General features: G+C 50.2%; 16 protein-coding genes, 1 tRNA gene and 2 pseudogenes. 7 read left to right on the top strand and 12 right to left on the bottom strand.

The annotated features are described in order from the left end of the window. Positions 1-294 precede the first annotated feature (294 nt). From FRIGORI9N_RS04175 to FRIGORI9N_RS04145, 7 genes are all read right to left on the bottom strand, one after another. A complete protein-coding gene (locus FRIGORI9N_RS04175; RefSeq protein WP_159568614.1) occupies positions 295-2,175 on the bottom strand; it encodes a TRAP transporter large permease subunit in 1,881 nt (626 codons plus the stop codon). 11 nt (positions 2,176-2,186) lie between these two features. After that, positions 2,187-2,756, bottom strand: a complete 570-nt coding sequence (locus FRIGORI9N_RS04170; protein ID WP_159568613.1) for a TRAP transporter small permease subunit — start codon at positions 2,754-2,756, stop codon at positions 2,187-2,189. A 78-nt stretch (positions 2,757-2,834) separates the two neighbouring features. Then, the gene (locus tag FRIGORI9N_RS04165; protein ID WP_159568612.1) at positions 2,835-3,956 is read right to left on the bottom strand and encodes a TRAP transporter substrate-binding protein; all 1,122 of its coding nucleotides are present in this window, start codon (positions 3,954-3,956) and stop codon (positions 2,835-2,837) included. A gap of 186 nt (positions 3,957-4,142) precedes the next feature. Then, positions 4,143-4,994, bottom strand: coding sequence for an ABC transporter ATP-binding protein (locus FRIGORI9N_RS04160; RefSeq protein WP_159568611.1), 852 nt, complete (start codon positions 4,992-4,994; stop codon positions 4,143-4,145). Then, positions 4,991-5,827: a nitrate ABC transporter permease gene (gene ntrB / locus FRIGORI9N_RS04155; RefSeq protein ID WP_159568610.1), complete on the bottom strand. Its 837-nt coding sequence runs from the start codon at positions 5,825-5,827 to the stop codon at positions 4,991-4,993. The genes FRIGORI9N_RS04160 and ntrB overlap by 4 nt, the downstream gene beginning before the upstream one ends. Further along, positions 5,824-7,143, bottom strand: a complete 1,320-nt coding sequence (locus FRIGORI9N_RS04150; RefSeq protein ID WP_159568609.1) for a CmpA/NrtA family ABC transporter substrate-binding protein — start codon at positions 7,141-7,143, stop codon at positions 5,824-5,826. Before FRIGORI9N_RS04150 ends, ntrB begins: the two co-directional genes overlap by 4 nt. Positions 7,144-7,481: 338 nt before the next feature. After that, positions 7,482-7,895 (bottom strand): hypothetical protein, encoded by a 414-nt coding sequence (locus tag FRIGORI9N_RS04145; protein WP_159568608.1) that lies wholly within the window; start codon positions 7,893-7,895, stop codon positions 7,482-7,484. A 68-nt stretch (positions 7,896-7,963) separates the two neighbouring features. On the opposite strand from FRIGORI9N_RS04145, the gene FRIGORI9N_RS04140 reads away from it, so the two are divergent. The 3 genes and pseudogenes from FRIGORI9N_RS04140 to FRIGORI9N_RS04135 all read left to right on the top strand — a co-directional run bounded on the left by FRIGORI9N_RS04140 (position 7,964) and on the right by FRIGORI9N_RS04135 (position 9,728). Further along, positions 7,964-8,053, top strand: a tRNA-Ser gene (locus tag FRIGORI9N_RS04140). Between the two features lie 43 nt (positions 8,054-8,096). Continuing rightward, positions 8,097-8,336: pseudogene (locus tag FRIGORI9N_RS15560) on the top strand (DUF6538 domain-containing protein); the annotation flags it as partial. A gap of 108 nt (positions 8,337-8,444) precedes the next feature. Continuing rightward, the gene (locus FRIGORI9N_RS04135; protein WP_159568607.1) at positions 8,445-9,728 is read left to right on the top strand and encodes a tyrosine-type recombinase/integrase; all 1,284 of its coding nucleotides are present in this window, start codon (positions 8,445-8,447) and stop codon (positions 9,726-9,728) included. Positions 9,729-10,179: 451 nt separating this feature from the next. Here FRIGORI9N_RS04135 and FRIGORI9N_RS15555 read toward each other — a convergent pair. After that, positions 10,180-10,279 (bottom strand): annotated as a pseudogene (locus FRIGORI9N_RS15555) (transposase domain-containing protein); the annotation flags it as partial. Between the two features lies 1 nt (position 10,280). Here FRIGORI9N_RS15555 and FRIGORI9N_RS04130 point away from each other — a divergent pair. Then, positions 10,281-10,480 (top strand): transposase domain-containing protein (locus FRIGORI9N_RS04130; RefSeq protein WP_236550798.1); only part of this gene is annotated, 200 nt, incomplete at its 5' end. Positions 10,481-10,838: 358 nt separating this feature from the next. Here FRIGORI9N_RS04130 and FRIGORI9N_RS04125 read toward each other — a convergent pair. The 4 genes from FRIGORI9N_RS04125 to FRIGORI9N_RS04110 form a co-directional block, all read right to left on the bottom strand. Continuing rightward, positions 10,839-11,381 carry a hypothetical protein gene (locus FRIGORI9N_RS04125; RefSeq protein ID WP_159568606.1) on the bottom strand — a complete coding sequence of 181 codons (543 nt, stop codon included), beginning with the start codon at positions 11,379-11,381 and terminating at the stop codon, positions 10,839-10,841. Between the two features lie 239 nt (positions 11,382-11,620). After that, complete coding sequence (locus FRIGORI9N_RS04120; RefSeq protein WP_159568605.1) at positions 11,621-12,727, bottom strand: hypothetical protein; 1,107 nt, start codon at positions 12,725-12,727, stop codon at positions 11,621-11,623. Positions 12,728-12,821: 94 nt separating this feature from the next. Beyond that, a complete protein-coding gene (locus tag FRIGORI9N_RS04115) occupies positions 12,822-13,289 on the bottom strand; it encodes a hypothetical protein (RefSeq protein WP_159568604.1) in 468 nt (155 codons plus the stop codon). A gap of 654 nt (positions 13,290-13,943) precedes the next feature. Then, positions 13,944-16,535 carry a DEAD/DEAH box helicase gene (locus FRIGORI9N_RS04110; RefSeq protein ID WP_159568603.1) on the bottom strand — a complete coding sequence of 864 codons (2,592 nt, stop codon included), beginning with the start codon at positions 16,533-16,535 and terminating at the stop codon, positions 13,944-13,946. A 756-nt stretch (positions 16,536-17,291) separates the two neighbouring features. Here FRIGORI9N_RS04110 and FRIGORI9N_RS04105 point away from each other — a divergent pair. Genes FRIGORI9N_RS04105 through FRIGORI9N_RS04095 form a run of 3 tightly spaced genes read left to right on the top strand, consistent with a single transcriptional unit; the run spans position 17,292 to position 23,313 of the window. Continuing rightward, a complete protein-coding gene (locus FRIGORI9N_RS04105) occupies positions 17,292-18,860 on the top strand; it encodes a class I SAM-dependent DNA methyltransferase (RefSeq protein WP_159568602.1) in 1,569 nt (522 codons plus the stop codon). Next, complete coding sequence (locus FRIGORI9N_RS04100; protein ID WP_159568601.1) at positions 18,857-20,116, top strand: restriction endonuclease subunit S; 1,260 nt, start codon at positions 18,857-18,859, stop codon at positions 20,114-20,116. The genes FRIGORI9N_RS04105 and FRIGORI9N_RS04100 overlap by 4 nt, the downstream gene beginning before the upstream one ends. Further along, entirely contained in the window at positions 20,113-23,313 is a 3,201-nt protein-coding gene (locus FRIGORI9N_RS04095) for a type I restriction endonuclease subunit R (protein WP_159568600.1), read from the top strand. The genes FRIGORI9N_RS04100 and FRIGORI9N_RS04095 overlap by 4 nt, the downstream gene beginning before the upstream one ends. Positions 23,314-23,736 lie beyond the last annotated feature (423 nt).

Raw genomic sequence — 23,736 nt, 5'->3', positions numbered from 1 at the left:
CATAGAAACCCGCCCTTGTGGCGGGTTTTTTGTTTTTGCGACCTGTGAGTAGATTCGAACGAGCGGATCGTAAAAATAATAGTTCGGTGTAGTTCCCGATAGGGAACGAAACGAGGGAGCACCGCTAGGTGCGAGAACAATCTCACAGCTTCCGCCAAAAACATAGAAACCCGCCCTTGTGGCGGGTTTTTTGTTTTTGCGACCTGTGAGTAGATTCGAACGAGCGGATGTTCAATAACAAAAAACCGCCACTAGGGCGGTTTTTTGCATTCAGACAGATCAACAACGCATTGCTTATCTGTAAAGCACGCCAGGCAGCCACATGCCGATTTGCGGGAACACATACAACACAAACATGGCAAAGATCTGGATGAACATGAATGGAATCATGCCCAGGAAAATCTGGTTCAATGTAACTCCGGGTGGCGACACACCTTTCAGGTAGAAAGCGGCCATCGCCACTGGCGGAGACAGGAACGCAGTTTGCAGGTTCATGGCAACCAGCAATCCGAAGAACAGTGGATCTACGTCAAAGTAGGGCAGCAGCGGAATGAAAATCGGCATGAAAATCACGATGATTTCTGTCCATTCCAAAGGCCAGCCCAACAGGAAAATAATCACTTGCGAGAGCAACAGGAACTGAATGGGAGTGAGGCCCAAAGACAATACCCATTGTTCGACCAATTCCTGACCACCCAGCAGCGCAAATGCCGCTGAGAAGATGGACGAGCCCACAAACAACCAGCACACCATGGCCGTTGTTTTGGAGGTCAGGAATGCGGATTCACGCAGCACCGGGAAGCTGAGTTGTCTGTAACCCGCCGCCAACAACAAACCGCCGAATGCGCCTACAGCGGCTGCCTCAGAGGGCGTTGCGAAACCGAAAACAATGCTTCCCAATACCGCCATAATCAAAATTGCAAGGGGGAAGAAGGATGTCAGCAACATCTTGAACACTTCAAGACGCTCAAAGCTCAGGCGTGAGTAGTAGTACACAAGCACCGCCAACACCACGAGCAGGGAAATCCAGAAATTCATGGGGGCTGACCTGGCCTCGGGCTCATCAGCAACGGCAGCAGCTGCCGGCTCGGCGGGTTCTTCCACAGCAGCAGGTGCTGCTTCGGTGGTTTCAGCGCCAGCAGGTTCATCAAAGCCAAAATCGTACTTACTGGTGCTTGAGTCCTGATATTCAGAACCAAAACTGACCAGGCCTGTGGTGTCGTATGCCGCTGGCTTGGGGGCTGTCAGTGAGGAATACACCAAGCCCAGAATGAACGCGGCGAAAATTGCTGGCAACATGGCCACGAAGAACTGGTTGGCCACTTGCCCGGTGGTCAGGTTGCCTTCGCGACGGCCTTTCATGCCATTGACCAATGCGGACACTGCGCGGCTGCTGCCATAGGTGCGCTTGAGTGAACCCAGCACAGGGCTAAGCGGCACTCGGCGATCTTCCTCTGACAAGGGAGGGGCGCTTTTCGGATTCAGCTTTGCACGAATGATGATGTAAGCGACGTACAAGCTTGCCAACATAATGCCGGGGAAAAATGCGCCTGCGTACAACTGCACCACGGAAACACCGGCTGTTGCACCATATACGATCAACAACACAGAAGGAGGGATCAAAATACCCAGACAACCGCCGGCGGTGATGGCACCGGCAGCCATTTTGGTGTCATAGCCTGCTTTGAGCATGCTGGGCATGGCCAACAGACCCATCAAGGTAACCACCGCACCCACAATACCAGTGGCCGTTGCGAAAATTGCGCAAGTGACCAGTGTTGCAACGCCCAAGGCGCCGGGAAGGCGAGCCATGGCCAAGTGTAGGGATTTAAAAAGTTTCTCGATCAGGTTGGCGCGTTCAACCAGATAACCCATGAATACAAACAGGGGCACTGAGATGAGCACATCGTTGGTCATCACCTTGTAGGTGGATTGAACCATTAGATCAAGTGTTTTCTGTACATCTTGATCGTAGGCAAAGAACGTGAAAATCACGCCCATACCCATCAAGGTAAACGCCGTTGGGAAGCCCAGCATAATGGCCACAACAATCAGGGAAAGCATCAGCAAGCCCAGATGGCCGTTATTCATTTCAGATGGGGCAGGCATTGCAATGGCGACCCCGATCAGGATCATCGCCATGATGGCAATACCAAAATATAGTTCTTTTTTCATGATTAATCCTGTTAATTCTTGCCGAGAGACGCTTTGAGCTTCTCTACATCGACTTCTTGCACATCGTCTTCACGCTTGGGCCACACGCCGTCTTTGATGCACATGACGCAGCGAATCACTTCGACTACGCCCTGAAGCAGCAAGAAAACAGCTGCCAGCGGAATGAATGCCTTGAATGGGTAGATGGGAGGGCCATCGGCCGTGATTGAAGACATTTCCTTGATGGCCCAGGCCTCGTCAGCGAATGTGTACCCTGCGTAGGTCAATGCGATGATGCCGGGAAAGAAGAAAATAAAATACAGAATCAGATCAAGAATGGCTTGTGTTCTGGGCTCAAGAAAGCCGTAAAGAATGTCGCCACGCACGTGACCATTGGTGGCCAACGTGTACGCACCTGCCATCATGAACAGGATACCGTAGAGAATGTAGGACGCATCGAACACCCATGGATTGGGGCTGTTCAGGGCGTATCGCGTGAATACTTCGAACACGATAATTCCAGTCAACAACACAATGGTCCAGGCAAACAGATGCCCTACCTTGGTGGAAATTTTGTCGACCAAATGAAGGAAAGCTAACATGGGGTGAACCTCGGGTTCGGTTTTAAAAAAAGCCAACATCCATTGTGTAGATGTTGGCTTTCAGGCTATGGAAACAAATTACTTCTTCTGTTGTGCGTAAAACGCTTGAGCCATTTTGAAGTCGACGGATGTATCGGCTTGCCATTTGGCTGCACGTGCAGCAAATGCACGCTGCGATTCAAACACTTTCTTGAACATGGGGTTTGAAGCAGACTTTTCTTTGGTCACTTCATCCCATGCTTTCAATTGGGCTTTCAAGATGCTGTCAGGCGTCTTGAAGAACTTAACGCCGTCTTTGCTTTGCATTTCCATGTAGTCTTTGGAGTAGCGATCCACTGCCTTCCAGCTCATGTCGGCAGACGCAGCTTCAGAGGCGTTTGCAATAATGGCTTTGATCTCGGCTGGCAGCTTGTTGTACTTGGTCTTGTTGAACATGATTTCGAACTGTTCTGAAGACTGGTGGAACGATTGCAACATGCACACTTTGGACACGTCTGGGAAGCCCAGCAGGCGGTCTGACGATGCGTTGTTGAATTCAGCTGCATCCAGCAGGCCACGATCCATCGCTGGAACGATTTCGCCGCCAGGCAGTGCGTTAACTGCAACACCCATCTTCGTGAACATGTCTACAGACAAGCCAACTGTACGGAACTTAAGGCCTTTCAGGTCTTCAGCTTTCGTTACAGGCTTCTTGAACCAGCCCAGGGGCTGAGTTGGCATTGGGCCAGACATGAAAGAAACAACGTCCATTTTCAGGTCGCCATAGATTTCGTCCAGCAATTCCTTGCCGCCACCGTATTTGTGCCAGGCCAACAGCATGTTTGCGTCCATGCCGAAAGATGGGCCAGAACCCCACAGCGCAACCGCTGCGTTTTTACCGTACCAGTAGGCGATAACGCCGTGGCCACCGTCGAGGGTACCCTTGCTTACTGCGTCCAACAGGTCAAATGCTTTCACAACTGAGCCAGCAGGCAATACTTCGATTTTCAGGCGACCACCTGTCATGCTGTTTACTTTGTCGGCAAAGTCAACGGCATACTCGTGGAAAATGTCTTTCTGTGGCCATGTACTCTGAAAGCGCATGTTCACAGTTTGAGCAGTAGAAATCATGGGGAACGCCAAGGCGCCTGCACCCACTGCGGCCACGGATGTGCCTTTGATAAAATCACGGCGCTTCTGGTTGTTCACTGAATCAGTCATTTTGCCTCCTTAAATTGATGTAGCTTTCGACTGTTGTTTTTGGTTTTACTTTTCGAACCTGCATTGTGATGGCGTACCAAAGCTAACTAAATAGGAGCAAACCCTTACCCATCGGTACTTTCCCTAGGGTCGAAAAAAAACCGCCGCTATGGTTTTGCGACGGTTTTTGATGTTTTGAATTTCAAATCAGGCGCTGGCGCTTACTCTGCTCTCTGAGTTGGATTTTGATTGACGATGTTTGTTGATTGTTTCCACCTTGCGTTGTTTCTCGTGCAGGAAGCTCAGCACTTCATGGCGATAGTGGTTGTAGGTAGGGTCGTCGGCCAGTGCAAGGCGGTCGCGGGGGCGGGGCAGCTCAATATCGAGAATTTGCCCAATGGTGGCAGATGGTCCGTTGGTCATCATGACAATGCGATCGGACAACAACACGGCTTCGTCCACGTCGTGCGTAATCATCACCACCGTATTTTTCAATTCACTTTGGATACGCATGACTTCATCTTGAAGGTGGGCGCGCGTCAACGCATCCAGTGCACCGAAAGGTTCATCCAGCAACAACACCTTGGGTTCCATGGCCAGGGCCCGTGCAATACCCACACGCTGTTTCATGCCGCCTGAAATTTCGGAGGGCAGGCGATCAAGTGCGTGGCTCATGTTCACCATGTCAAGGTTGTGCAAGATCCATTCGCGTTGTTCTTTGCGGGTTTTTTTGCCACTGAAAATTTTCTCAACAGCAAGCTCTACGTTCTGGTACACGGTTAGCCAAGGCAGCAGAGAATGGTTTTGAAACACCAGTGCGCGGTCAGGACCGGGCGAATTCACTTCCTTGTTGTCAACTATCACCACACCTTCGCTTGCGGTCAGCAAACCAGCAATGATGTTGAGCACTGTGGATTTGCCACAACCCGAGTGACCAATCAGCGAAATGTATTCGCCACGGCGCACTTCCAGGTTGATGTCTTTCAGCACCGGGTTCACCATGCCATTGCGTTCGAATTGCATTTGAACTTGAGAAATACTTAAGAAACGATCGCTCATTTTGTTACTCCGCGAGTAATTTTGTTGCCAACCCACGCTATGCATCGATCCAGAATAAAGCCGACAATGCCCACGTAGACCAGTGCCAATACAATGTCGCTGATTAGCGAGCTGTTCCAAGCATCCCAGATGAAAAATCCAATGCCCACGCCACCAATCAACATTTCAGCCGCCACAATGGCCAGCCAGCTAAGGCCTACTCCGATACGTAAACCCGAAAAAATATAAGGTGCAGCAGCGGGCAACATGATTTTCCAGAAGTACTCAATGCCATTGTGTTGAATCACTCGCGACACGTTTCGGTAGTCTTCGGGAATATTGCGAATACCTACGGAAGTGTTGATGATGATGGGCCAAATGGCTGTGATGAAAATCACAAAAATTGCAGATGGGTTTCCATCCTGAAAGCCAGCCAGTGACAAAGGCAACCAGGCCAGTGGTGGCACGGTACGAAGCACTTGAAAAAGTGGGTCCAAACCACGCAGCGCCCAGGTGGACTGACCCACCAGTACACCCAAGGCAACACCCACCACCACCGCAAGGCTGTAACCAATGGCCACGCGTTCAAGGCTGGCCAGTATTTGCCAGCCCATGCCCACGTCGTTGCCGCCGTTGTCGTAAAGCGGGTTGATGATCAATTCCCACGTGTCAGTGATCACCTTGCTGGGTGCGGGCAGGCGGGCACCTTCGGTGCTGCACAGTATTTCCCAGATCAAAAGCAGAATACTCATGATCACGATGGGCGGCACCAGTTTGCTCAGGCTTTCTGTGAATAGCTTGCTTTTCGCCTTTGGAGTGGTTTGCAAGCGTTCGAGAGAGTCAGTGGTCATCATGATTTCATCGCCTTAATGGTCAAGCTGTCGAGATAGGCTTTCGGGTTCTTTGGGTCGAACACTTTGCCATCGAACATTTTTTCCACACCGCGTGATGTGCTGGCAGGAATGGCCGACTTGTCGATTTTCAAAGTGGCAGCGGCTTCGCGCCAGATGTCTTCGCGGTTCACCTGCTTGATCAAGCTGCCTGTGTCGAGTTTTGTGGGCAGGTAACCCCAGCGCTGGTTTTCTGTAATGAACCAAAGGTCGTGACTCTGGAACGGGTAGGAAGCCTGGTCTTTCCAGTAGCGCATTTGTTGTGGGCTGTTGGTGACCACGCGCCCTGTGCCGTAGTCGAAATCGCCCTTCATGCGGTCGACAATGTCGCCCATTGGCGCATTGATCCACCTGCGCTGTGAACAGATTCGTGCCACTTCCTCGCGATTGGCTGGGTCTTCGCAGAACATTTGTGCTTCCATCACTGCCATCACCAGTGCTTTGGCAGATTTGGGGTTGGCATCCACCCAGTCTTTGCGCATGCCCAGGGCTTTCTCTGGGTGGTTTTGCCACAACTCACTTGTCGTTAGTGCGGTGTATCCAATTTTCTGTGTAATCAGTTGTTTGTTCCAAGGCTCGCACACGCAGAAAGTGTCCATGCTGCCCACCTTCATGTTGGCCACCATTTGTGCGGGCGGCACCACGATGGTCGATAGATCGTTGTTGGGGTCAATACCACCTGCGGCCATCCAGTAACGAATCCACAAATCGTGCGTTCCACCCGGGAAGGTCATTGCGGCGCTCACTGCTTTGCCGCCACCTTTCTTGGCCATCAGGGCTTTTTTGAATTCGCGGGTGTCGGTGCCCACTTTCAAAGCCTTGTATTCCTCGCCGACTGAAATACACTGGCCGCCCAGGTTCAGGCGGGCAAGAATGTACATGGGGGTGGGAATGTTGTTGGCGGTCATGGCGCCCGTACTGATCAGGTAAGGCATGGGGGTCAAGATGTGCGCACCGTCGATGCCGCCGTTCGCAGAGCCAAGTACAAGGTTGTCCCGTGTGGTGCCCCAGGATGATTGTTTGAGCACTTCGACATCGGGCATGCCATGCTTTTTGAAGAAGCCTTTTTCAATACCGACAAACAAGGGGGCCGCATCGGTTAAAGCGATGAAGCCCAGTTTTGCTTTGGTCGTTTCCAGTTTTGTTGATTGGGCCATCACGATGGAGGGTGCGCCGAAACCCGCCAGCATGGTTGATCCCCACACTGCGGCCGACTGCTTGATAAAAGTGCGGCGTGTTTCCGACAGTTCGGGTTTTTTGTCAGTTGGTTTGTTGCTCATCGTGTGCGTCCTTGAAAAATCAACTCAAGAAAAAACGGCGCACATCGCCACACCTGCCCAGCAAGTTTGGGATGGACGCCGTTGTCCAGTACTTCTTTGTTGCATTGCCTGAAAGCATCTGACCCTATCCTTCGTTGGCATAGGTCTTACAGCACACTTAGCAGTTTGTGTGCCATGCAAAAAAGAAGTGCACAGTTGTGAAATTGAATTAAAACAGTGCTGAAAAGAACACTATTTTTGGTGCACAGAGCGAGTTTGGTGCGGCGCACCAAATAAATCAGTGCGCCAGATTTGATGGGTTTGGTGCATGCACCGGATTGATGTACGCGTTTCAGTGCTTATTTTTGAAGTGCGCGAATTCCGACCCACGCGAAAAAGAGCCCATAAGCCAAATCGATGATGCCGTAGCCGGAATAAAACAAGGCAAGCAGGGGAGTTTTTTCCTGAATGATTGGCAGCATGTCGGATTTGCTGCTGATCCAGATTACCCAGGTGTACACATAAATGGCTTTCTCGAAAGCAAATACGAAACAGATTGCCGGCAGTTGGTGAGCCTGTTTGGCAACCGCCAAATAAGCCAGACCCCAAACCATGACCATGAAAGTGCCGAATGGGGAAAAAACTTCGGGTGATAATTCATGAAAAGCCGAATTACTGAAAAACTCGCTGGCCCCAAGCATGCCAAATATATTGGTAAAGCCAGCGGCAATAAAGCCCAGAAAAATGAACCGGCTATTTGTAGTTTTGTTCAAAAGTTGTCTCCGTTTGTTGTTTTGAGTGTTTTTGGATACTACCCGAATACTATATACTTGCGCCCCATGGAGAAGTGCGAGAGCGGCTGAATCGGCCTGACTCGAAATCAGGTAAGGGGGCAACCTCTTCGAGGGTTCGAATCCCTCCTTCTCCGCCAGTCAATCTCTAAGTCTTTGTTTTCAAAAAGTTGCCATTTATCAATGAGTTCCAAGCGACAGCCTGCTAAGAAAGTTGCTAAGAATGACACGGAGATTGATGTGGCAAAGGTGCAAAACCTTCGGCTTCGTGGCCGTATCTTTTACTATCACAGAGACTTACCTTCAGACGTTCGTCACCTGTTCGACCTGAAGTCCCAGTTGTGGATCAGCTTACGCACCTCTGACCTCGTTGAAGCCAAGCGGAAATGTCTTGAGTTGACCCTTGAGCATGACCGTTTAATCAATGGGTTCCGATCACCTGCCTCTTTAGTTAGCAAGCCTCCCCCCAGAGTGGATCACTTCACAGAAGAATACCTTCATGCCTTATCCAAGGCTTGGGGATCGCACTGGATGCGTGATGATGAGAAAAGGAGAAGCAGGGGGCTTGTCAACGAAGGGGAATTTCATCTCCTCGGGATGTCACATACGCCTGCTTCTCTAAGGAAGCTCCTGCTCTTGGAAGGACGTAATTGGTCCGGCATTGCTCCTGAGATCGCCAAGCAGTGGCTACATGAACAGTCCATTGAGATGCCGGAGGATTCAGAAGCGTTTTTGGATCTTGTCTCGATGATTCGCCTTGAAGCTTTTGAATGTCTTGAAATCCTGGAGTTGAGGGCTAAGGGAATACCTGTGAAGTCCCCACCTATCATCAAAGTGGACAAGCCCATAATGCAGGTTGGCATACTTAACATGCTGGAGCCGTGGAAGGTTGTGAAAAAACCTGCAGCCAGTTCAGTCCGAGTCTTCGCCATGGCAGCAAGTAGGTTTGAGGAGCTGCACCCCAAGAAATCTCTCGCAGATATTGAGCGAGTTGACATTGTTACCTTTAGGGATTGGCTTACCACCACCAAGGGATTGGCCGCTGCTACAGTTGAACAGCAAATGAGTGCGATCAAAGCGCTCTTGAGCATTGCCTTGGACCGAGACATTGTCAAAGTGAATGTCGCTACGAAGGTGATGCCCCCCAAGCGCACCTTAAAAGAACAGGATGCCCGTAGACCTTTCAGCGTCTCTCAGCTTAACCAATTGTTTTCCTCGCCCATTTACCAAGGGAAGAAGATACCGAGTGGAGGCAAGGGTCCCGCTGCGGTGTGGTTACCGCTTCTTGCTTTGTTCACTGGGGGTAGGATGGAGGAGCTTTGTCAATTGAGGGTAGAAGATGTCTTAGAGGAAGATGGGATTCCTTATTTGTTCATCCGTAATGAGCATGAGGAGCAGTCCATTAAGAACCGAGGGTCCGTGCGCAGGGTTCCTTTGCATCAGGAGCTACTTCGCCTTGGGTTCCTCACGTATGTCGAGAAACAGAGGGTCCGTGGCAGGGAGTGGGTTTTCTCTGAGCTGGCAGCCGATGTTCACGGAAAGCGTTCAGGAAACTGGTCTAAGTGGTTTAGTCGCTACCTTAGAGAAGTTGTGGGTGTTGTTGATAAGGACGTGGTTTTCCATTCCCTGAGACACAACTTCATTGATTGCTGTCGTGACAGTAAAATCGGAGAGGAGGTCCACGATGCCATGACAGGTCACAGGAACGGGTCTGTAAGTAGATCCTACGGAAGTTCCTTGTATCCCCTCGGTCCGCTCTCAGATGCCATCAAACAATACCGGGTGAAGGGGCTTACATTGCCACTCAAGCTATGAGGGGCAGGGCTTCCTCCTAAGGATTTACTAGGCTGAATCTGAAGGGGTTGCGCTCCCCCGCCAACAGGGCTGTGAGACCCACCCAGAGAGTCATCACAGTGACCGTCCCCTTTGCCCACCATCTCCCCCCACCTTTGCCCCTGAACCTTAGCAACCTAGAGACTGACCCTTTGATGGTCTGGGACCTACCCATAGGTCATCCCCTTTGACTACAAGCCTGTGCCACCGCCTCAACCCAGATCCATCACCCTCGGATTACCCCTGCATTTCCCATGGACTCGGGCATAGGTTGCCCAGTAGGAGATAGAGCAATGGTCCTTGGGTTCTATCCTTTGGAAGTCCTGCTCTCATCGAGACACCCAAAGGTAATACCCTAGGTGTGTCCCTGAGTCTTTCTCTCCAGCATTGTCGGTGGTGGTTGGTAAGTAAGCCCCCAGCAAACCCGTCTTGATTAGTTCGCTGGTTTCCAGTTGTGCGGCAGCAATTCATTGATCCTGCTGTACGGCTGCGTGGGCAGGCGGTCCATCACATCCTTTAGATATTCCAGCGGGNTGGGTCGCAAGAACTGGCTATTTGCCGGAAGCCTGCGCTCAGGCCAACGCAATGCAGCGATCATGAGTCTTGTGCAATCGGCCAAACTCAATGGCCTGAACCCGCTGGAATATCTAAAGGATGTGATGGACCGCCTGCCCACGCAGCCGTACAGCAGGATCAATGAATTGCTGCCGCACAACTGGAAACCAGCGAACTAATCAAGACGGGTTTGCTGGGGGCTTACGATGAGATCATTGCCTTGATTGCGATTGCGGCTAGATGACATGACGTATTCTTATATTCAGTTACGCGGAAATTTGAATTTTCTGGGCACAAAGATATGATTTTAGGCAAACGCTTGGTTCATGGACGCGGATTACCTTGCTGACCTTCGGGGAGCGGTGATTGAGCACTGAAACTAGAGCTGCAGGTGAAATGGCTGGTAATCGGCCAGAGCGGACACTCAGTCTTTGATCTAGTAAGTCCGCATACCTCTCTTAAGAGGACTTTGAATAATGCCTTGCTTACCGGAAAAATTGACGCTCAGCAAAAACTTTGGTCAATAACGCTGCTTTGTTATATGCCACCGCCTTTCGCATTAGGTATAGCACTTTCTCGAAGCGTCGAATTTTGTGCTTGGATGCTCGATAGTTCTATTTCAATTTTCTCCCTAAGGCCTATTACTTCTATCAAGTGCTGCGACATAGCTAATTCTCTTGCGGTGATTTCATCAAGCGGCCCATTAAGCAAGGTCATTTGTAACTCGATGAACGGCTTCGCTTTTAATTGTAGAACTTCTGCGATTTTGACTTTTTCATCGACTTCTTTGGTCAAAAGAATTAAACGAGAGCTTCCGCTCGCACCCGAAAAAACCGCCAATGTCTGATACCCAGATTTAAGTCCTTGAGCTGTCCATTTGACACGATCAGCTTGTACAGAAACTTGATGCGCTGTAAGAGAAAGTTGTCTAAGAGCAAACCTTTTATCCGCTTTTTGGCCTTCATCAAATGCCTCCTTTGCATGGGCCGCTGATTTGAATGCGGCGATACAAGCTGCGGCAGCCCCGATTGCGCTTACCACAGAAGCAATTATGGAGATTAGTGACGTTTGTTCAGCCATATTTTCACCTCGGAATAAGCATGGCATATCTCATGCGTAGAGCGGCGTTTGAGGAGACAGGTACATTTTCGGTAGCAAAAGCGACGGGTGGATCAAACATTTAATGTAATGATTTGTTAGGTCTCACATTTTGTACAGCACTTAATGTATTTCCGCCACATTAACAGCGACGACCGAGGTCGACACGAACTTGATTGCCGGGCCTGAGTCTATCGATGGAAGGGTTAGCATGTACTAGCTCAAAAAGGAATATCGTCTTGAAACATAAAGTCTCCGTTGTAGCGGAAGATTTTGCTAAGCGCCGCCGAGACTTTACTTCTGAAAGAGGAGTCCTTATTTAGTGCCATCGCCCCCTCACCACCCACAGGTGCATAGATGATGACCATGTTGTTTGTCTTGCTCCAAGAGAAGCAGATGGACTTAGACTCCGGTACATTGATGCCTTGCTCCTGAAGGGCGAGTCTGAACGGCCAAGAGATCACTTGCCGGAACTCAGTCAGCAACTCCTGCGATCGTTTTTCGTCTTGCAAGATATCTGCGTAGAAGGCGTGACACTGGGCATCAAACCAAGCGCAGTTGGCTGTGTGCAGCTCACTATACTCGGGGATGAGCTTTTCAAAGACGTTTGCTTTCAAGAAGCGAATTCTTGAAAAAGTTTCTTTTTTCTTAATGATGTAACGAGCGATGTAATGTTCTTGATCGATTGCTTCAGCATTTGCTAATCCAGTACTGAAATTGATCCGAACTAGATCTGAGTCAACAAGCGAAAGAAGGTTGAACTGATACACCGCAGGAGTTCGCTTCCGCTGCGGAAGTGCACCCAGTTCGTAGGCCTGTGACTTCATGAGCGAAGTAACAGCCTGAAATATCGCCTTGTCGTTCTGAGGCGTCCCTGAGACTTTGTTCATCTCCTGAAACGCGAATACTTCGACTTCTGGAGTTCGAAACACTGCTCCAGCACCGGACTGTTCTGCGGCATCGTGATACAGCTTTGCTACGCCTGGAACGCTGAGCTGGAAAGCTAGCGCCTTGTCGTTTGACCAGGCGTGTAGAGGTTGCCAATCAGAGTTGGGGTCTTTGAGATCGATTTCGCGCGAGAGCAGCGCCCAAGCGTTCGATTCGTTCTTCTTGCAGCTAATCAGTAGAGTTGTATAGACGTCGAAGTGTTGAACTCTGGTCGCCTTGTATGCGACCAAGTCTATTTCTCTGACTGATTCTTCAGCATCATCAACGTAATAGCGATTACTTATAACGGTCCACTTAGCGGCCTTTAGCTGCTGCGCAACACGGTTCTCCAGAACGAAGCCGGTCTTCTCGATCTGAGTTGAAAATTGGGAAAGTTGCATACGCTATTGTGCAGCATAACGTAAAGCTAACCGGCACTGCACTGATTTATGGCGCAATAACCAGCAAACGAAGGTAGAGAGGTTGATCGTCATGTTATGTATTGTCCGGAACTTTACGGACAACTGTTTGATTAACAATTCGATTGTTTATCTTCTGCTTCCAAGAAAGCTGTGCTGGCGAAAGTTTTCTCTTACGGCGCGTTTGCATTAAGAACTGATACTCTTTCTCGAAAATGTAACCTAGCTTATATGCATGAGTGATTAGGTCTTCGTTTGCATTCGCGGAGTCGTCTTGAGCGATGCGTTTTAGACCTGCAAAGAGATTACCAGTGTCAATTCCAATAAACTGGTTGACACAAACGTTACCAACGTAGGTCTTTTTACCATTCAGCTGATTTTCGATGTGGCACAACTCCTTGATTGCTTGGCCACAAGGGCAATTATCCCAATCTTCTTGGATTTCAACTCCAACCAGCTTCCATTCATTTTTCGCTGCATAAAAATCTGCAGCGTTTGATAACGGAAGGATGTGGGCTTTCAGTCTTTCGAAGTTATGGTCCATAAAAACCCCTTGATGCCTCAGAGACTCTAAAGTTACGAATGCACTTAGGTCAATAGGTGTCCAACAGCGCTGCCGACTCCAATAGCCCATGTTGTTTCAAAAAACGAGCTTAAGAAAACACGAGTACGAGCAGTTAATGTTTTAACCATAGAAACCTCCTTTATGTTGTGTTGATCCGATGGAATCAAATTGATACTGATGTAACGCAACAAAACCAGCAGAAGGGCTACAGAGCCAACAAGCACCACAGGGGTTGCCAGCCCCCCACCTATCTCCCCTATCGGCCTAAATACACTCCTTACACATGACTAGAGCTATCGAATCATAACGCCGATATTCATTTTTCTAAACACCGCAGATTATTTCTTTAAACTAAACATTACAGATAGTTGCTAAGCTTTACATGAACAAGAGGAAAAAAAACCCTATTTATTTGTCAGCACTTGGTTAGCCAAAAACTTGCTCTTCAGAGGCTGAACATTCACCAGATCCCCTCCAAGTTTCGAAGTTCACTTTCGCAACTAACTCAGACGTTTCACCAGTTAACTCAAACGGCTGCTCCGGCCAATTTTCGGCCTTTACCGACATTAGACTTGATGGGCGTCATGGGGCTTCAATGTGCCGCCCTATGACGCCCAGCCCGATTCTGCCCCCCTATACATGCCGTAGGCAGTCGACGACCATATCGCCCCGTAATTGCTGAGCTACCGAGGCCAGATCCAGTCCTTTATCCTTCAGTGTGCTTGCGGCGTTGGCTTGCCAGACTAAGTCGCCCTGCTCGAAGAAAGTCGCTCGCAGCTCGCGCACTGTGGCCACCGCCATAGTAGCCCAAGCGAGAAAGTCGTTAAGAGCCCAGTAGTGCAGCGACTTGGCGTGGGGCACAGCGGCAGTACGAATACCCGTCGCAGGCGACACCAATGTTGGAAAGAAATTGCAACCGGCGGCTTGCGCGATATGGGTGCTCATCCAATTCGGGTGAGATGCGGCTTGACGTGCTTTGGTTACATCTAGCGCCCCTTCGCTCGTAGTGTTAACGTAGTCCTCGAAGACGATACAGATACTGCCGGAAATCCACCATGGGTCTGGTGAGCCCTCGGACTCCTGTTTACCTGCAATAAAACCGAGGAGGTTGCCGAGCTGAACCTGCGCGTTCTCGAAGGTGTCTGAGTGGCTTAATCCTTGCAGAATTTCCTTTTCAAGGTTAGCAAACCTTCTTTCGTGAGTTGATCCCAGTCGTGACAGCTCAGCTGCCAGTCGCTCTGCCTGCTGCTGCAACGCAGCATCCTGCGCCTCGACACCAAGCTCCTCTGGCGTTACTTGACGCGCAAACTCGGCGAGCCAGGGAATATCGGGAGCGCTTTTGTAGGCATCAGCGAAATGTCTCCTCGCCTTTGCGTCTAGGGCTGCAACTCCCGATTTCCCGCCAAGGTGTGCGGCCGAACCTGCGAGATAATGCCAAAGGGCGCGATAGCCGCGCACATCTGGTGATGTCAGTTCGGCGAGGACCTGCTCAGCGAAACCGACTGCCCGTGGATAGTCGCTCCTCCAGAGTGACGTCTGGTAGTCAATTTCGTATTTAACCGCGTCTGCCAAATTTGCGATCGCAGGCAACGACTCTTGATGCAGTCGACGCCGAGCCTCGACGATTGTGCGGTTGGCACTCTCCCATTCCTTACCGTTTTTTAGAAAAATATCAAAGTTTTCAAGAATGTTGTCAACATCAGTATCTTTAGATTGATGCACCCCGAAAGCGATCTCAGCCTGTAGCTCCGGGTGAAAGAACTTGCGTCGGCGTATATCTGCAAGATAGTCCGGTAGATCGTCGCCACTAATCACCACTACCGAATAGTCTTCGAGGGAGCGGGTGCAACGCCCAATAGCCTGCACGACACGCGTCTGAATGCGCTCATTAAACAGGGTGTTTGCCGCCATGCGCGACATGAGGAAGCGCTCCTGCGAGTTCATCGCCTTTGGTAGTCCTTCGATAAATAGTAGTCGGCACTCATCACCCGCAAAGTCCACGCCGTCATATCGGTTCGCTACCACGGCAACGGCCTTGGGGGCGGCAACGAAACCTTCCTTCGACCTCTCAATGTCCTCGACGCGATAAATCGGATACTCGATCTGGTCACTTACCTGTTTGCTGGTAGCGTTGGCAATCGGTGTACTCGGCACTAATACAACGCTTCGCCCTGCCCGCTTCATCAACTGCATGCGAAGGTTAGCAGTCTCATCGGCCGATAAAGACATCTCAGGGAAGATGAAGAAGCGTCGACCAACGCCCTGGGAATCCCACCCTTTCGGCGCTGCGATACGATGAATGGCCTTGCGTCCGGTCAAGCGCTCCAAATCTCCGCCGGCACCGAGTGTAGCTGACATGTAGATGCGCTGCTTGGCTGAGTTGAATGGGGCATGCGAGAACGTTGGCGGTAGCAGCGGCCTGATCATGATGTCGCGGGACGAGAGGTAAATGTGGCAGGCATCGAGATGACCCCGCAAAAGCGACCAGGAGAAGCGCAGCTTGGTATCAGTAGTGTGCGCGTCAAGGATCTCTGTAAGCTCGTCCTTAATTTGTGCAACGACTGGCGATGGCAACATGTCCACCCAGTTGCGGTCTACCAAGTCTTCCCAGGTACCACGCAACCGTGTAAGGTTAGTCGGTGTCAAATATCGACCGACCAGATTACAGAGGGCCTGATGCAGTGCGGGGTAGCCATCTTCCTCGTCTCGGGAAATGAGCAGCGACCAGAAGGAAGCGACATAATTCTCGGCTGCATGTGCATCATCAAGCACAATTACGTCGGGATTGTCAAAGTACGAGTTGGTATTAAACAGGCCTGAGTATGTTGTGATAGCAATCTTGTCAGCCTGCTGATAATCAGCCTTCAAAGCTGGCGAATACTCGCGCTGCTGTCCAACGAATGCAGCAACCGTCAAACCATATTTCTCTTGGGCCTGGTGAACCACTTGGTGAACTAGCTGAATAGTAGGGCAAAGATACACGACCCGTTCGTTGAATTTGCGGCGACGCCATTCCGCGATCAAGAGGCCGACGAGAGTTTTGCCACTACCAGTGGGTAACTGAAGTGCCACGTCGTGCGCTGTAACACCTTCTGCAGCGTAGGCCTGCATTGTTTCAGCCTGATGTGGCAGTACGTCGGGAAACTTGCGTCGTGTAAGGTCACGGAAAAGCTTATCAGGCGTCTCCGGAACAGAATCGTCCGAGTTTGCATTCTTAAATGCCATGGTGCATCCCTTGAAATTTTGCTAAACGTTTGTGGCCTTATGGCTTGGTCGGTGCTTGATAGAAATATCATATCGATTGTTGCATGCTGCCGCTTGATAGCAACGCACAGATCCACACTCCCATAGGTGAAATTTTGTTCTCAGACGCTACAAACAAGAGTTCTCAAGGGCCGGAAAGACCCAGTTTCGGCTTGAGCGCCATTGAGACTTTCGACTTAGCACGTAAACATCATGGGGGTTAAGGGACTGATTGAGGCGATCACACCTGAGGGGTTTTATGTGCCTGATCCAAAAAACTCAAAAAAATATCAAGTTCAAGATTCGAATTAAGCCACTCAGACAGAATCAAGCTCGATCAAAATGAGTTTCCACACAACCTCTTCGAAATCCAGACGGAGACTTTACGAAGTCAGCATCTCTGCCAGGGCAGAGATTCAGTTTTTAAATTAGAAAATTGGCATAAACCGAGATTGCTTGGCTGGCTACTTACAACCAAACCACCCCGATAGCGACCCTGGTTACTCCGTATTCGTAATTTCCTGTATTTTCTGAACTCAGAAACTCACAGGGTGAGGTTATGGAAACGAATATAATGATGATTGATGACGCGTCACACTACCTCAGACTGAAACTGAAAACCTCCTATTATCTCGCGGCAAAGGGTGACATCTGCCGCTTCAGATTTGGTGCTTCATGGCATTCCAGGAAAAGTGAAATCGAGAAGTAGATTAAAAAAACAGGAAGCAGGAAACGCTCATGAACAACGAACAAATCAAGCAGCTGGAAACAGAACTTTGGGGCGCAGCAGATGATTTGCGTGCCAATTCCAAGCTAACCGCAGCAGAATACAAAGACCCTGTGCTGGGTTTAATCCTGCTGCGCTACGCGCAAAATCGCTACGATGAAGCCAAGATCGCGATTGAGGCATCCATGCCCGATGGACCGCGTGGCAAACGCGCTGCCACCCAAGCCGATTTTCTTGCTGCCGGTGCGATGATGCTGCCGGAGAAATCGCAGTATGGTTATCTCGCCAATCTGCCAGAGGGCGAAGACATCAACGAGGCCGTCAACGAGGCCATGCGATTGATCGAGGCGAATTACCCCGATCTCGCCGGTATCCTGCCAAAAAACTATCAAGAGCTGGATGCAGATTTGCTGCGCGAGCTGATCCGCGTGTTCAACAAGGATTCGGTGAAGAAGCTGAAAGGTGATGTGTTCGGGCGGATATATGAATTCTTCCTGATGAAATTTTCCATGAGCGGCGCAGGTGCACAGGAAGGCGGCGAGTTCTTCACCCCGCCATCACTCGTGCAGCTGATCGTCAATTTCATTGAGCCAGACCACGGCATCATCCATGACCCGGCTTGCGGTTCTGGCGGCATGTTCGTCCAGACCGGCCATTTCGTGCAAGACCATAGCAAACGCGCCGTGAACGAAGCCATCAAAGTCTATGGTACCGAGCTAAAGTCCAACAACACCCGCCTCGCCAAGATGAACCTTGCAATTCACGGCATCGAAGGAAAAATCATCGAGAGCAACAGTTTCTATTCCGACCCGCACGACCTCGCTGGCAAATGCGATTTCGTGATGGCTAACCCACCTTTCAACGTCAACAAGGTGGATAAAAACAAAGACTTCGTGAAGACCGACAAGCGCCTGTTTAGCGATGTGGGGCTGCCGAAAGCCGATAACGGCAACTATCTGTGGATTCAGTATTTCTACCATTACCTGAATGAAAAAGGCCGCGCTGGGTTCGTTATGGCATCCTCTGCCACCGATGCAGGCGCGAGTGAAAAGCTAATCCGCCAGCGGCTGATAGAAACAGGTGCGGTAGATTGTATTGTGGCCGTAGGCAATAACTTCTTCTACACCCGCTCGCTGCCATGTCACCTGTGGTTCCTTGATCGTGGCAAGCGGCCAGAGAACAAACGCAAAATTCTGATGATTGATGCACGGAACACCTTCCACCAGATCAATACCACGTTGCGTGATTTTTCGCCGGAGCAGATGGAAGGCCTGACTGCCATTGTTAAGGCCTATCGTGGCGAGGATGTCAGCAAAACATTTACAAGCAACCCGTGGCTCACAGAGCATTTCTCTAGCGGCAGCTATGCGGATGTCGAAGGCTTGTGCAAAATTGTGGATGTGACCGAGGTCGAGGAAAACGACTGGAGCCTCACGCCGGGGCGTTATGTTGGCTATTCCATCGAACTGGATGAAGGCTTCGATTACACCGCACGCCTTGGCGAAATTCACAGCGAGCTTGCCACGCTGAACAACGAGGCCTCCGCCCTGATGCAGCAAATCCTCAAGGGGGCTGCATGAGTTGGGAAACAAAGAAGCTAAACGAAGTTGCGAATGTTTTTAGCGGGTACGCTTTCAAAAGCTCTGACATGGATAAGCAAGCAGGCATCCCACTCATAAAAATCAAAAATATTCATGACAAAAAAGTCGATAAAAATTGTGAAACCTTCTTAAATCCATCTGCATACAAGAAGAATTATCAGAAATTTTTTCTTCAAAAAGATGATTTTCTTGTTGCAATGACAGGACAAGGAAGCGTTGGGCGCATTGGGAAAATGCGATCTTTTACGGAAGGTTTTCTGGTAAATCAACGCGTTGGGATTGTCAGGGTAAACAAAGCGATTGCTGATCCTGAGTTCATATATCAAAGCCTCGCAACAGATGACACAGAGGGCATGTACTTTAACCTTGCCATGGGCGCTGGTCAGCCAAACCTAAGCCCCAAAGATATTGGATCGGCTAATGTTCCTTTTCCACCACTACCCATCCAGCAGAAGATCGCGGGAATTTTGGCTGCTTATGATGATTTGATCGAGAATAACCTGAAGCGGATTAAGCTGCTCGAAGAAAAGGCACAGATTACCTATGAAGAGTGGTTTGTGCGCCTGCGTTTCCCCGGTCATGAATCCACCACCATCGATCCCGAAACCAGCCTGCCGGAGGGGTGGGAAACAAAAGCTATTTCCTCGATATGCGATGTGAATAAAAATTCTATCACCGCTCGTAATCCGCCAGAAGAAATTCGCTATATCGACATTTCTTCAGCCGAAACAGGCTACTACACAACCCCTCAAGAAATGTCTTTCGCAGAAGCTCCAAGCCGCGCAAGAAGGCGCGTAGCATTTGGGGATACTATTTTTTCCACCGTGCGGCCAAACCGTCGAATTTTCAGTTTAGTGCTGGAGAATGATCCGCTGCTTGTGGCTTCCACGGGCTTTGCGGTGCTGACACCACATCGGGCGCAGAACTTCCCATTCATTTACATCACCATTGCACAACAGAGCTTTACTGATGCAGCTGTGGCTGTGGCTGGTGGTGCCGCATACCCTGCTGTGAATCAGACAGATTTTGAACGCATTAAAATTACCGTGCCGACGCAAGAACTAATGAACAAGTTTTCAGATGCGTTCGTGCCGAACTTTAGAATTAAAGGTCAGTTGCAGAGAGAGAATGTATTGCTACGCGAAGCACGCGATATTCTGCTGCCGCGCCTGATGACCGGCGTGATCGAAGTGGAAAGCTATGACCCCGCCCAACTGCTGAAGGAAGCTGCATGAGTTACGAATACTCCGAAGATGGGCTGGTAGAAGCCGCAACGCAGGAAGTGCTGGAGGCTTTGGGCTGGAAAGTTGTTACTGCGTGGAAGAAAGAAAGTTTCGGCGATGATGGACTGCTGGGGCGTACCAATAAATCGGAAGTGATTCTGAAGCGCCATCTCCGTGCTGCGCTTACGAAGCTGAACCCCAACCTTCCGGAATTGGCCTATACCCACGCTATCGACCAGATCACCGAAAAAGCAGCCGATAAAACCCTTGGGCAAATCAACAAGGAAAAGCATGCGCTGCTTACCAAGGGCGTGCAGGTGTCTTTCCGCAATGCCAGGGGCGAAATGGAATCCAAGCGCCTGCGCGTGTTTGATTATGAAAAGCCATTGGAAAATGAATTCCTCGCCGTGCGCCAGTTTGAGGTGGTGGGCGAACTCTACAACCGCCGCCCGGATGTGGTGGGGTTTGTAAATGGCATTCCGTTGGTGTTCTTTGAACTGAAAGCCCACCACACCGACCTTGCCGCTGCCTACAACGATAACCTGCGCGATTACAAAGACACCATCCCGACCATTTTCCACTGCAACGGCTTTATTATCCTGAGCAATGGCACGGATGCGAAGCTGGGAACTGTTACCAGCCCGTATAAGTTCTTCCTCGACTGGAAGCGCATCGAGGAAGAGGAAGAAGGCGTGGTGAGCTTAGACACCATGCTGCGCGGCACCTGCGACCGCGTACGGCTGCTGGATTTGTTCGAGAACTTCCTGCTATTCGATGGTGAAGGCGGCGATGTGGTCAAGATTATGGCCAAAAACCACCAGTTCATCGGCGTGAATAAGGTCGTGGCGCAGGCTCGCAATATCGAAGAACTGAAGGGAAAGCTGGGTGTGTTCTGGCACACCCAAGGTTCGGGTAAGTCCTACTCGATGGTGTTTCTGTGCCAGAAAATCCACCGTAAGTTCGGCGGTTCCTACACGTTCCTGATCGTGGTTGACCGCACCGAACTGGAAAATCAGCTCTATGACACCTTCACCGGCTGCGGTGCAGTGACGGAGGAAAATATCCGCGCTAAAGGCCGTGATGATCTGCGCCGGTTACTGTCAGAAAACCACCGCTATGTGTTCACGCTGATTCATAAGTTCTCCATCGACCCTAAACTGGAAAGTGAATATCCGCTGATTACCGACCGCAGCAATATCATCGTTATTTCGGATGAAGCGCACCGCACCCAAGGCGGAAAATTCGCGCAGAACATGCGCTTCAACGGCATCCCCAATGCCTCGTATCTTGGCTTTACCGGCACGCCGATCATTAAGGAAGAACTGGAACTCACCAAGAATATCTTCGGTGAATATGTTTCCGTGTACGATTTCAAACGGGCGATTGAGGATGGAGCCACGCTGCCGCTGCGCTACCTGAACCGTGGCGAAAAGCTGGGCATTGAAAACCCGAACCTGGATGAGCGCATGGCGGAAATAATCGAGAGTGAAGACCTCGACGACGACCAACGCGCCAAGCTGCAACGCGAGTTTGCGCGGGATTATCCTATCCTGACGTCGGAAGCGCGGCTAGATGCGATTGCCAAGGATTTGGTGTGGCATTTCAACGAGCGTGGCTATCAGGGCAAGGCAATGTTTGTTGCGCTAGATAAGCCAACAGCTGTGCGGATGTATAACCTGGTGATGAAGCATTGGCCGGACTATGTAGCCGAACTGCAAAAGCGCATTACGCAGTGCCAAGACCAGCAGGAGGAATTGAAGTTCCGCCACCACCTAAAGCGTGTGGAAGAAACCGAAGTTTGCGTGGTGGTTAGCAGCGAGCAGAACGAAGTAGCCAAGTTCCGCGCTATTGGTCTGGAGATTGAGCCGCACCGCAAGAAAATGGTTGAGCGCGATCTAGAAATAGAATTCAAGGATGATGAAAATCCGTTCCGTCTCGCCTTTGTATGTGCCATGTGGATCACAGGTTTCGATGCGCCATGCGTTTCCACTGTGTATCTTGATAAGCCAATCAAAGGCCACACGCTAATGCAGACCATCGCCCGTGCAAACAGGGTGTATGACGACGAAAAAGAGAATGGCCTGATTGTTGATTACGGCAATGTGTACCGCAAACTAGAAGAAGCCTATGCCGTTTATGGTGAGGGCGAGAATAAAGGTGGAAAGAATACCGGCGGTGAAGATAGCGAAGCCCCGATAAGCCCTGCGGAGCGCCTAGAGGGGCTTGCGGTAGAACTGGCAGCTACTATTGGAGCTGTAAAACAATGTTTGCTGAATTTAGAGTTTGAACTGGACGGGCTGGTCAATGCTAAAAGCCCAATGGAAAAGCTAGGGCTTATCCAAAAAGCCATGAACTGCGTCTGTTTAAATGAAAAAACACGCACTGAGTTTGAATTCTCAGCACGAGACGTGTTCCGCAAATACAAAGCCCTTTACCCCGAAGAGCAGATTAAGCCCTTCGTCAAAGAACATAATGCGATTGAAGCAATCTATGCGCAGCTAAATCAGAAGGTCAAAGGAGCTGACATCACCGCTGTCATCCGCCGCCTCCAACAGGAAGTGGATATGAGTATTACGGTGGCAGGCTCATCCGGCAGCGATGATGATTTCGTGGATTTGAGCAAGCTCGACTTCGACAAACTGCGTCAGGCTTTCCAGAAATCGGACAATAAGAATCTGGTGGTGTTCGACCTCCAGGAAGCTATCGAGCTCAAGCTGGAAAGCATGGTGCAGCAGAATCCTCTGCGGCTAGAATTTTACGAAAAATACAAAGCAATCATTGATGATTACAACAATGGGAAAGACCTGCAGGCGGTGCAGAAGGCCTTCGATGAACTTCAGGGCTTTATGCAGGAGCTTTCCGAAGAAGAATCCCGCGCCCTTGCTGAAGGATTAGATCAGGAAACACTGGCCATCTTTGACCTGCTTCGTAAGCCTGAGCTCTCCAAAAAAGAGGAAGAAGAGGTCAAGCAAGTTGCGATCAAAACGCTTTCTACGCTTAAAGAAGAGAAGCTGAGAGTCGAACGCTGGCGAGAGAGTACGCAAGTTGCAGCGCAGGTAAAAACCATCATTTTTGATAATTTACAATGGCTTCCACAGAAGGCCTATGCCGATCGAGAGGTTAATGAACGCTCAGACCGAGTTTATCAGCATATCTACAGCACCTATCCTGGCTATAGCTCACCCCGGGCACAGGAGAGCAGAATATGAGCCTACTAGGGTCATATCCTGGTGGGTTTTATTACACTGGCATGCAGGCAAACTGGCGCAGTTAACTCGATCGAACATTGGATTCATAATTTCAATCAATTACAGCAGCGCTATTGACTATTTGCTCGAACCTCTCGGCGATGGCGAGCACTGCTTCAAGCTCCGCAACCTCCCCGAAAACCATTCCCGACCTAGCCGTATTGTCCTTGGTGATTGCATCCTGCATCGCGGGTCTGGGCGCCAGCGTGAACGTGCCGGAGATCGCAGTAGTGAGCGCTAAATCCGAACTATCAAACAACAGCCGCGTATTATGGGCGTAATTTACCGCTAACGCGTAGTCGGTTTGTTAATCGTATACCGACCCGGCCTGCATTAGCTGATGTACGCCGTAGCAATGGCGCGAAACACGTTGCCCGCCATGAC

The sequence above is a fragment of the Limnobacter sp. 130 genome, from assembly GCF_902506325.1.
Classification (GTDB): domain Bacteria; phylum Pseudomonadota; class Gammaproteobacteria; order Burkholderiales; family Burkholderiaceae_B; genus Limnobacter.
Note: the sequence above shows the minus strand (reverse complement) of the source record. Positions and strands in the feature narration are given on the sequence as shown.